The following is an 11607-nucleotide window of genomic DNA, read 5'->3' as shown; positions in this document are numbered from 1 at the left end:
AATCGTGGTCAGTTCTCAGCTACCGACCCGCGCCACGGCGACTCAGTCGCCGCCGTACCCCATCGGCGGATCCGGAAGCGTCGATGGGGTCTCGGTGTACGTCTGGGTCCAGAAGTACCTCTGGGTGACGTTGGAGAGATGGTGGCCCTTGGGCACGTCCGGAACATAGTGGGTCAGCGAATGCACTCCGGTCGCGTTGAAGATGGCGAACGCGACCGTGATGCTGTGCGCCTTCCTGTCCACCTTGATCACCTGGTAGGCCAACGTGTAGCTGCCGAGGAAAGCGTCGGGAATCGACGAACCAAGCTTGCCGTTGGTGGCCATGCCTAGATTGTCGCGAAGAAAATGCCCGATCAACCCCGCTCCCTTACCGTCGACCCAGTCATCCGCCCCGCCGAGGGCGGACGGCTTGTCGACGCCGTGGTTGAAGACCTTGTCCATCAGCGAGTCTGCGAGGTCATTGACCCTGTCGCTCTGAGCCAGTTGACGAGTGAGGAGGGCAAGGGCACCGAAACTGACAGTCTTCCCCGGGCCGTGCATCCAATCGGAGAGGAGGTCCTGCCACTTGGTGCTGTCGCGGTCTCCAGCCAGATCCGAGCAGGCCGCACTCACCCCGGCCGCCGTCGCGGCGCCCTCCTTGCCGCCGCAGAACTTGTTGCCGTAGAGCGTCAGGATGTAGTGCATCAGTTGGAGGGCCAGAGCTCGGTGGATGGGGTGCCCCTTGAAACTCTTCAGCAGTCCCTTCAGCGCGGACCGGCAGCTCTTGCTGCAACCACCGCCGCCGGACTTGCCCTTCGATCCGCCCGGGTGGCCGGTGGTGCCGCAGCCGCCGGCTCCGCTCTCACAGGGCACCATCATGCCGCTGGGGTCGGCGAAGGTGGCGGGGTTGTCGTTGCCGTAGGCGTAGGGGTTGGCGGCATCGGGCTTGTCGTTGTTGTCCAGCGGATCGGGTGAGACGAATCTGCCGATCGTGGGGTCGTAGTAGCGGCTGTCGAGCAGGGTCAGGTCGGTCGAGGCGTCGTGCACCTTGCCGAGGAACCCGTGGTCGCCGGGGATCTGGCCGGCGGTGCCGCGGGGTGCGCCGTAGGGCAGGTACCGTTGCCGGCTGACCGTGCCGGTGGCGGTGATGGCCAGGCTCTCGCTGCCCTGGGCGTCGGCGGTCAGCCAGGTCAGGCCCGCGGTGGTGCGTTCGCCGACGGTGGTGCCCTCGAAGGTGGTGTAGTAACGGGTAGCGGTCGGTGCCGCCCCGCCGGTGACGGTCAGTTCTGTGTTGTCGAGGAACAGCGTGGTGGAGCCGGGGTCGCGGCGGATGAGCCGGTCGCCGTCGGCGCCGTACACAGAGGATGTGGTCTTGCCCGCGGTGGCCACGCTGGCGAGTTGGCCGAGGGCGTCCCAGGTGAGGGTCGAGCTGGTGCCGGCGACCGAGCGGGTGGCCAGGTTGCCGTTCGCGTCATAGGTGTAGGTGTTGCCGGCCACGGCGGTCACCGCGTGTGGCCGGACGGCATTGCTGCCCTGGGTGGGGTAGGTGTAGGTGGCGGCGACGCCGTTGCTGGTGCTGCGGGTGATGTTGCCGGCGCCGTCGTAGCTGTAGGTGAGGTTGTACGGGTCGGGTCCGGTGGTGTCGGCCTGTTGCCCGCAGCCGGTGGCGTTGGTGTAGGCGGTGGTCAGGCGGTGCCGGCCGTCGTAGCCGAAGCACTGGGTCTGGCTGGCGACGTGGTCGGTGATCGAGGTGGTGCTGCCGGTCTGGTCGTAGCCGTACTCGTCGTTCTGCACGGTCGCGCCGTTCACGACGGTCTGGACGGTCGACAGCCGTTCGGTGGTCGGCTGGTAGGTGTAGACGCGGCTGACGGTGGGGCTGTACTGGCGGCCACTGAGCTTGCCGTCGCCGGCGAAGGTGGTGGCGGCCACGTAGGTCTGTGAACCAACCAGGGTGCTGGGCAGGCCGATCGCCGTGTAGTTCTCGGTGACCTTCTCGCTGGGCAGCCCACCGGCCGGCGGGTAGGTGATGGAGGTCTGGTGGTCGGCGGCGTCGAACTCGTAGGAGAAGTCGTAGGTGGGTGCGAACCCGTCGCCGCTGGGGATGCGGTACTCGCGGCCGGTGATCCGGTAGCGGGCGTCGTAGGCGGTGATCGCGGTGGTGTACGCGTTGCCGCCGACGTAGCTGGTGGCAGTGGCCGGCTGGCCGATCGCGTGCGGCACCGTGTCGTAGGTGTGTTCGGTCAGCTTGGTGCCGGTGTTGAGGTCACCGGCCCAGCTGGAGGTCTCCCGGTTCAACTCGTCGTAGCCGGTGGAGACCTTCTGTCCCTTGGCGTCGGTCCGGGTGGCGAGGTTGCCGTCGTCGTCGTAGGTGTTGATGGTGGTGCCGTTGTCCGGATCGGTGACGGTCAGGGTGTGCCCCTGCCAGTCGTAGGTGTAGCTGGTGACGTCGCCGTTCGGGTCGGTGATCTGGCTCAGGTGCTGGTGGTCAGTGGTGTAGGCGTAGGTGTAGTCCTGGTGGGTGGTGGCGTCGAGGTAGTTCTCCACCTTCGTGGTCTTGCCGAACAGGTCGGTCCAGGTGACCACCTGGCCGCCCGCCGGTGGCACGGTCACCGTGTGGTCGCCGTGATCGGTGGTGGTGGTGCGCCACCGCTCGGTGCCGGCGTTGACGGAAGCCTCGACGCTCTTTTGTCCCAGCGCGTCGTAGGTCGTCTTGGTGTAGTACGGGATCGCGGTCTCGGCCGGGTTCAGCAGCCCGGAACCGGGGGCGGCCGAGTTGTAGAAGGCACTGGAGGTCAGGGCGTTCAGTCCCCGGCTGTCGTACCGCGTCACCGTCACCTGCCGCCCGCCGCTCTGCGGGGAGGCGACCTGCGTCTCGATCGGCTCGGCGAACCCGTCCTGGTACTCGTAGCTGGACAGCCAGACCGCGCTCGAACCGGTACCGGACTGCAGTTGCCTGGTGATGACCACGGTCGGCCCGGTCGGCGGTTTGATTCCGGTGGCCGGCGTGACGTAGTCGTACGAGTATGACGGGGTGCCGCCGGAGACCGGTTCGGTCGGCCGCCACACCTTGACCACCCGACCCAGAGCGTCGTAGTCGGTCTGGCTGACATTCCCGTTCGGGTCGGACACCATGGTTGGTTGCCCGAACGCGGGACTGGTCCAGGTCACCGTCTTCTGCTCCAACGCGTTGGTCACGGTGACACCGTCGGTCGGGTAGCCGGTGGCCGGGCTGTAACTGGTCGTGGTGAGGTGGTGCATCGCGTCGGTGGCGGTGAGCACCCGACCCTCGTCGTCGTACGTCGAGTCCGCCGTGGTGTAGTGGGTGTCGTCGGTGTACGTGCGCACCTCGGTCGCGTTGCCGTCGACCGGCTTGTTCGCCGTGCCGGTGGAGGTCGCACCGTCGTACAGCGTCACCGTGCGCGAGATGACCGGTCCGGTGCAGGAGCTCTGGTGCTTCTCCACCGTCTCCGGGAAGTCGATCATCCACCGCCAGTCGTCGGTGTCGCGGGCGTACGTCGTCGTGGTGCAGGCGTCGTCGGTGGCCACCGCGCTGTCGCCCTTGTCGGTCTCGGTGGCCACCACACCGTAACTGTCATAGGTGTCGTCGGTCTCGCTGACCCGCCACGACCCGTCGTCGAGCCGGTCCCGGGTCAGGTGCGACCCCTGCCGGATCTTGTGCGCGTTGTGCAGCCCCGGCCCATCGGCTGTCATCCCGAGGTCCGTGTAGGTCCACCGTTCCGAGGAGATTTCGGTGGGGCTGCCGGCGGCGTCGAGCCGGTAGCTCTGCTGCTGCAGCTCCATGCCCTGCAGGAAATGCGAGTCGGGATGCGGGTTGTTGTCGTAGTCGGTCACCGAGACCGCGGGGTTGGTCCCGTCGTTGTGAACGTTCTGGTCCATGCCCCGGTAGTACGTGGTCGTGGTGACCGACTTCTCCGGATTGGTGCCGCTGCCCTTGGTCACCTGCACCTGCTGGTACCCGCGCCAGTCCCCGAAGGACTTCTCCTGGTCGGTCAGCATCATGTCATCGTCGTGGTGCCAGGCCGCCCCGCCGATGTAGTTGTACGAGGTCACCCGGTCCGGCTGCCCACCGACCTTGTCGCTCTCGGTCACCGACGTCACCACGTACTTGTGGAAGATGCCCCAGCCGGGATCCGAACCCTCCGGTTTGAACAGCTGCGGGAAGCACTCGTCGACGTTGATGTCCCAGTGGTCTTTCTTCTTGGAATACCAGGCGTCCCAGCCGGAGGCCGCGGAGCCGCCGGTGAAACACCCGTGGTCCTTCGCGTGCCCGTAGGCGACGACGATGTCACCGCCGAACGAGTTGTGGATGGTGGTCAGCCGCCGCATCGACAACGGCAGCGCGCCGAGGTCCTTGTTCCAGTCCACCCGGTTGTCGTAGTTGGTCCCGTCGAACGAGGTGACCGCCTCCCGGATCGCCCCCGGCTTACCCGGCGAGCCGATCCTGCGCACGTAGTCCAACCACAGCGACGGCTTCGTTCCGTCGGAGGTGGCCGGGAACGAGTGCTTCAACTGCCACTTGGTCACCTCGTCGTACCCGCCCGAGGTGTTCTGCACGTACGCCTGGATGTTGTCCAGCATGTCGCTGATGAAGAACGTCGGCGACTTCTTGCTGCACGAGGTGGAGCACAACAGGTCGGTCGGCACATCCGGATACGACGACGGCGAGTCGGCCTGGGTCGGGCAGGTCGGCTCCGGCGTGGTGTCCGGGTCGTCGATCGTGGTGCGCTGGGTGCACCGGTTGTAGTTCTGGAACGTCACGTACGCCGGCGCCGGGGCGTCGGCCGCCCACACCTTCCCGTACTCGATTTTCGCCAGGTAACCGCCGCGGACGTAGTTCAGGATGTTGCCCGACGACGAGCGCTTGTAGCTGTTGGTCTCGGTGTTGTAGAAGTACACCTGGTACGTCTCGTTGGGGCTGTGCACCTCGTCCACGTTCCACCGGTACGTCTGCTGGCACGACGCCAGACTCGACTGGTAACACGGCTCCCCGGAATCGTCGCTGACCACCGGCACGGTCCAGTTCGAGTTCGTCGGCGTCGCCGTCGAGCGCCGCTGGTCCTGCCCGTACCCGAAGAAGTACTGCGTACCGTCCAGTGTGGACACTTCCCAGTACTCGCCGTCGTTGTCCCCGTTCGGGCCGCCGGTGTGGTGCTCGATCCGGTACGACTGGTCGTCCTTCATCCGGTACGTGCCGTCGGCGGCCAGGATCAGCTCACTGGTACGCCCGTCGATCGAGATCATGTACGCCGCGGCGCCGGGGTGCCCCGAGTACGGCGACGACCAGCACAGGTCACCCCAGTCCCCGTGCCCGTCGTCGGAGCACGACTTGTACTCCCGCTCGATGTAGGGGACGCTGATGTCCCAGCCCTGCCCCACCCAGGACGGCTGGCTGTTGTGCGCCGAGGTGCGCCCATCGACGCTGCTGGAGCTGTATTCCAGCGACACAGACGGCGCCTCGCCGTACGGGGGTGCCGGCAGATCGATCGGGTACGAGTAGGAGAAGCCACCACCCGAGTCGCCCGCCGTCCACTTCTGCGCGACGTTGAGGTCGGTTGCCCGGTAGTCTCCCGCCGGACTGGACGGCCCCGAGTCCAGCGCGATCATCCCATCGCTGCCGGACACTGGCACCGTCGCGGTCAACGTACGGGTAGTCGCGTTGTTGGTCGCCGGGACCGGCGTACCCTTCGCACAGGCCGGCGCGTCCGGCGCGGTCGCGCAGCTCGCCGGCAGCACGACCATCCGCAGGCGCTCCGCGTAGTTGCCACCGGCCGCATCGGCGAAGGCCGAATAGTCCACCGCCAGCCGCACCTGACCCGCGCCCCGCTGCCCGTCGGCCCGGTGCAGCACCAACGCCATCGCCACGCTGGGACCCAGCTTCGCCGCGGCGGCGTGGTCCAGGTTGCGCACGCTCACCGTCGCCGGCGCCAGCGCGCCACCGACCCGCGCCGCGGTCTTCGAATCCGGCGCGGCCACCGTCACCGGCAACGCACCCGCCTTCGCCGGACTGGCGCCCGCGGCCGGCACCGGCACCGTCGCCGACGAGGCCGCCGGATAGCTCGGCGCTGCCATCGGCGGCGCCGACTTGTCCGGATCAGTCCGCGACGCGACCTTCGGCGCGCCCCGCCCTGGCACCGAGGCACTCACCACGGAGGGCGTGCTCGGCGCGTGCCGGCGGGCGGCCTTCGCCGCCGCGACATCGGGCGTGCTGGCCAGCACGCCGGCCACCAGCGACATACAGATCATCATCAGGAACGGCAGCGAACGAGCGACCCGCCACAGCGGGACGCGGGGACGCGGAACCATGGACACTCCCGGGGACGAGTGACGAGGGTTTCACGACGCTAACGACGAGGCATTGCCGCCAGCATTGCCAACTTCCATGCCAGCCGCCGACCCGGACGATATGGGCGTTATGAACGGCGGCGTGGCTCCCGGGTACGCTCCTAGCGTGATCGAAAACGCGAGAGTCGCAGTCGTCGGCGTTGGCAATAACACCTCAGCTCTGGTGCAGGGGATTGCCTTCTATCGCAACACTGGCAGCCTGGTGGGCATCCACCAACCGCAGATAGCGGGACTGGGCGTCGGCGACATCGACTTCGTGGCAGCGTTCGCCATGTCGGATGACAAGGTGGGCAAGGACCTCCACGAAGCGGTATTCGTGTCACCCAACAACTTTCCCCGTCTCGAGGCGAAGCTGCGGCCGTCGGGCGTGACCGTGCGGCGCGGTCTCGTGGACACGACGGAGGTCGAGCGGGTGGCACACGCGCTCAAAGGCGCGGAGGTGCTGCTGTACTCCGCACCGAGCGGCAGGCCGGACACGGCCCGGGCCTATGCAGAGGCAGCCCTGATGGCAGGAGCGGCGTTCGTCAACACCACGTCGGACCCGGTCGCCCGGGATCCGTCATTCCTCAAGCGTTTCGAGGACGCCGGCCTGCCGCTGATCGGCGATGACCTGGCCAGCCAGTTCGGCACCTCCGTGGTGCACCACGCACTCCTGCGGTTGCTTGAGGAGCGCGGCCTCACCCTGGTCAGCTCCTATCAGGTCAACCTGGGGGGTACCGAGGATTTCCGCAACCTGGTCGAGAACCCGAACACCAAGAAGCAGTCCAAATTGAACGCCCTGGGATCGGACAAGGTCCAGATAGCCCCACTCGGGTACCTGCCGCAGCTGAAGTCTCAGAAGGTCGCCCACCTCAACATCGAGGCGCAGGGCTGGGGTGAGACCGCGGTGAGCCTGGAGGTGCGGCTGCAGGTGCATGACCCGAGCGGCGCCGCCGGCGTCAACATCGACCTGATCCGCCTGGCGGCCACCGCCCTGCGGTCGGGGCATGGCGGCTGCCCACCCGCGGCGGCGTCGCTCATGAAATCTCCACCCGGGACAGCGGTCTGATGGCCGATCAGCCAATCGCGCCGGACCCGGTCAGCCCGGCGATCGCACGCCGGTGACCGCGACCGGCGCGCTGGCTCCCCTGCGCGAGGCGCGATTCGCCTGGTTCTACTCCGCTCGCGTGGTGTCCACCGCGGGCTCCGCGATGGCTCCGGTCGCGCTCGCGTTCGCCGTACTCGCGATCACCGACTCGGCCACCGCGCTGGGGCTCGTACTCGCCGCCCGTACCGTGCCGATGATCCTGTTCCTGCTGGTCGGGGGCGTGGTCTCGGACCGATTCTCGCGTACCGCGGTCATCCGGGTCGCCAACCTGCTGTCCGGGGCGACCCAGGCGGTCGCGGCGCTTCTGGTGATCACCGGCGCCGCGAACCTGTGGGTGCTGGTCGCGCTCGAGGCCGTGAACGGCACCGTTGCGGCGTTCACCCTGCCAGCCCTGCAGAGCATCGTGCCCCAGCTCGTCCGGCGCGAGCAGTTGCAACGGGCCAACGCACTGCTCTCGTTCTCCCGATCCGGGCTCACGATTATCGGGCCGACGGTGGCCGCCCTGCTGGTCGCCTCGGTCGGCGCCGGCTGGGCCCTTGCCGCCGACGCGCTGAGCTGGCTGGTCGCCACGGTGCTCATCGGCCGGGTGACGTTGCCGCCGATGCCCCGCCGGAGCAAGACGAACACGCTCCACGAACTCCACGACGGGTGGGTGGTGTTCACCGGCAACACCTGGCTGTGGGTGGTTGTCGCCGGCTTCGCCGTGATGAACGGCATCCACGCCGGGGCGTGGGTCACACTCGGCCCGACGATCGCCGTCCACACCTTCGGAGCCCAGGGCTGGGGACTGGTGCTCTCGGCCGAGTCGGTGGGCCTGCTGGCGATGACGGTGGTGATGCTCCGGGTACAGCTGCGGCGCCCGTTGCTCTCCGGCGTGGTCGGCATGTTCTGCTGCGTCGGTCCGCTCACCGTCCTCGGCACCGCCCCGCACGTGGTACCGCTGATGATCGCGGCCTTCGTGGCCGGCGCCGGTACGGAGGTCTTCAGCCTCGGCTGGAACGTGACCATGCAGGAGAACATCGACGGGTCACTGCTGTCGCGGGCGTCGTCCTACGACGCGCTCGGCTCGTTCGTGGCCATCCCGGTCGGGCAGCTGCTGTTCGGCCCGCTGGGCGAAGCGTTCGGCGCCCGGCCGGTGATCATCGCCAGCGCCGCGGTCTACGCGCTCACGGTGCTGTTGGTTCTCAGCTCCCGGTCGGTGCGCGACATGCGGCGAGCCGTCGAGCCCGCCAACCCTCAGACAGTGGTGGATGTCGATACAGTGGTCCCTGGGGCGCGCCGCACCGGCGCCCGGGCGACGGGGGGTAGTTCGGCGCGTGGCGAGTCCGAACCGCCTTGTGGGGCGCGATCGAGAGCTGGGTTTGCTATCCGCCGCCGCCGGTGACCTGGCGCGCGGGCAGGGTTCGGCGGTCTGGGTCGAGGGCGAGCCGGGCGTCGGGAAGTCCGCGCTCGTCGAGGCGGGTGTCGCCGTGGCCCGCGATCTCGGCTGTGAGGTGTTGTGGGGTACCGCGGACCAGTTGTCGCAGCGCTCGCCGCTCGGCGTCATGACGAGTTGCCTGGGCATCCGGGTGCGGTCGCCCGACCGGCGGCGCGCCGAGATCGCGGAATTCCTGCTCAGCCGCGGCCCGGGACGCTTCCGCGATTTCGACGTGGCTTACGCCGCGGCGGCCGAGATGCTGGTCGCGTTGGTGGACGAGCTGTGCACGGCGGCCCCCACCGTGCTCGTGATCGATGACCTGCAGTGGGCGGACCCGGCGTCGGTGACCGTCTGGCAGCGCCTCTGCCTGGCCGTCGAGCAGATGCCGTTGCTGCTGGTGGGGGTGTGCGGGCCGGTTCCGCGCCGGCCCGAGGTGGTCAATGTCCGTACCGTGGTCAGCCGGCGCCACCAGACCGTGATCACGCTCGAACCGCTCACCGACGCCGACGCGGCCACGCTGGTGGCCGGGCTGGTCGGGGGCCGGCCGGGACGCAACCTCGCCTGCTGGACGGCCGCCGCGATGGGCAATCCACTGCACCTGCGGGAGCTGGTCGACGCGCTGCTCCGGGAGCGGATGATCCGGGTACGGGACGGGGTCGCCGACCTGCCCGATGACGACGCCACGCGGGTACCGGTGTCCCTCGCCGACGCCTTGAGCGGCCGGCTGAGCGTCGTGCCCGACCTGGCCGTACAGACGCTGGACACCGCCGCGATGCTCGGCCAGGAGTTCACCGTGACCGAGCTGGCCACGCTCGTTCAGGAGCCGGTTCCGGTGCTATCGAACGGCTTGGGAGACGCCGTGGCGGCGGGAATCCTGGTGCGGTCGGGGTCCCGGATGGCGTTCCGGCATCCCCTGATCCGGCAGGCGCTGTACGAGCGCATTCCGGTCCCGGTACGCGCGGCTCTGCATCTCGACGCGGCGCGCGTGCTCGCCGACGCGGACGGTGACCCGCTGACCGTCGCGCAGCAGTTGCTCGCCACGGATCAGCTGGGCGACCGGTGGGTCCGCGACTGGCTGCTGGCGGCGGCGCCCGCGGTGGCCGCGCGCGCTCCCGACGTCGCCGCGACGCTGTTGCGCCGGGAACTGGCCCGGCCGGCGGCCGCTGACCAGGCGCCGGTGTTCGCCGCGCTGGCCCGAATCCTGCTCGCCATGGGCCGTCATGGACAGGCCGCGTCGCACGCCCGGCGGGCGATCGCGGTGTCGGCCGGGCCGGAGGACCGGGGCGAGATGTACTGGGTGCTCACCCGCGCGCTGATCGGTGGTGGCCACACCGACGACGCCCTCGACGCGCTGCGGGAGGTCTTCGGGAGACCGGAGCAACTCGGCTCCTGGCATCCCCGGCTGCTGGCTTCGTCGGCGATGGCGCTGCGTGCCAACCGGGGTGACCTGGCGGCGGCCGATGCCGCGGCCGCCGAAGCGCTGCGCGCGGCCGAGCACTCCGGCGACGCGTACGCCATCGGGTACGCGCTGACGGGCCAGTGGATGACCGAGTCGGTCCGGCGGCGGCACCGGTCCGCGCTGGAGCGGGTGGACCGGGCGCTGCGAGTACTCGGCGACGAGCCGGACCATGCCGACGTACGGATGTTCTCGTTGCACGCCCGGGTGTTCACGTTGCAGAACCTGTGCCGGTGGCCGGACGCCGAGGCGGCGGTGCGGCAGACCCGCGAGGTCGCCCGGGAGCCGGGCAACGCGATCGGGGCGGCGACCGGAGTGACGGCCGCGGTCCTGCTGTACTGGACGGGACGGTGGGACGACGCGATCGCGGAGCTGAACTCGGTCGACGCGGATGGGCCCGGGATCACCTACGCCGGACTGCGCGAGCGCGGGCCCACGGTTCTGTGGCACGGGGTGGCCGCCCTTCTCGCCGTCCGCCGGGACGACCCGACCACCGCGGCCGAGCAGATCGCCGCTGGATCGGCGTTCCCGGTGGAGACCGTCGCGGACCGCGAGAACCGGGACTTCCTGCTGGTCGCGCGGGCGTTGAGCGCCGAGCGGGACGGCGCGCTCCGGCTCGCCGTGTCCACGTTCGCCGAGATCCTGGACCGGCGTCCGGGCGAGATGACGCTGATCCACCAGTGGCTGCCCGACCTGGTGCGGGTCTCGCTCGCCGCCGGTGACCACGCCGCCGCCCGCGGTGCGGTGGAGGCGAGCCGGCAGGAGGCGGCCATGGAGGCCGGGCTGTGGCGCGCGGGTGCTGCCCGACTGCGCTGCGAGGGACTGTTCGGCGACGATCCGGCCCTGCTTAGGGCGGCGGTGGACCACTACCGCGCGGCTGGTCCGGCCGTCGACCTCGCGGGTGCGCTGGAGGACCTCGCGGTGGTGCTCGCCGGCCGGGACACCGCCGCCTGCCGCGTCGCGCTGAACGAGGCGGTCGAGCTGTACGCCGGGTTCGGCGCGACCTGGGACATCCGACGCACCGATGCCCGGCTGCGGCGGCGGGGCATCCGGCGGGGCGCCCACGGTGCCCGGACGCCGCGCGCCGTCACCGGTTGGGCTGCGCTGACCGACACCGAACGCCGGGTCGCCCTGCTGATCGCCGAGGGGCGGTCCACGACGGACATCGCGTCGGCCATGTTCCTGTCCCGGCGTACGGTGCAGACGCATGTCTCGCGCGTGCTCACCAAGCTTGAGCTGCACAGTCGAGTGGAGATCGTCCGGCAGGTCTACGTATCGACAAATGTCGGTCAATGAGGCCGCGCC

General features: G+C 69.4%; 4 protein-coding genes. 3 read left to right on the top strand and 1 reads right to left on the bottom strand.

The window, feature by feature from the left end; translation table 11 throughout:
• Positions 1-42 precede the first annotated feature (42 nt).
• Positions 43-6303, bottom strand: coding sequence for an RHS repeat-associated core domain-containing protein (locus Raf01_RS16010; protein WP_203918670.1), 6261 nt, complete (start codon positions 6301-6303; stop codon positions 43-45).
• Positions 6304-6448: 145 nt separating this feature from the next.
• Between Raf01_RS16010 and Raf01_RS16005 the strand changes: the two genes are divergently transcribed.
• Genes Raf01_RS16005 through Raf01_RS15995 form a run of 3 tightly spaced genes read left to right on the top strand, consistent with a single transcriptional unit; the run spans position 6449 to position 11598 of the window.
• Complete coding sequence (locus tag Raf01_RS16005) at positions 6449-7390, top strand: inositol-3-phosphate synthase (RefSeq protein ID WP_203918669.1); 942 nt, start codon at positions 6449-6451, stop codon at positions 7388-7390.
• Positions 7391-7442: 52 nt separating this feature from the next.
• A complete protein-coding gene (locus Raf01_RS16000) occupies positions 7443-8813 on the top strand; it encodes an MFS transporter (protein ID WP_203918668.1) in 1371 nt (456 codons plus the stop codon).
• Positions 8791-11598: an ATP-binding protein gene (locus Raf01_RS15995; protein WP_203918667.1), complete on the top strand. Its 2808-nt coding sequence runs from the start codon at positions 8791-8793 to the stop codon at positions 11596-11598. The genes Raf01_RS16000 and Raf01_RS15995 overlap by 23 nt, the downstream gene beginning before the upstream one ends.
• Positions 11599-11607 lie beyond the last annotated feature (9 nt).

The organism is Rugosimonospora africana (assembly GCF_016862975.1).
In the GTDB taxonomy this organism is placed as follows: domain Bacteria; phylum Actinomycetota; class Actinomycetes; order Mycobacteriales; family Micromonosporaceae; genus Rugosimonospora; species Rugosimonospora africana.
The sequence above is the reverse complement of the archived record's forward strand: the minus strand, read 5'-3'. Positions and strand labels throughout refer to the sequence as shown.

Bases quoted from the DNA above. Each gene is read 5' to 3' on its own strand.
- Raf01_RS16010 (WP_203918670.1), bottom strand. From the start codon at position 6,303: ATGGTTCCGCGTCCCCGCGTCCCGCTGTGGCGGGTCGCTCGTTCGCTG.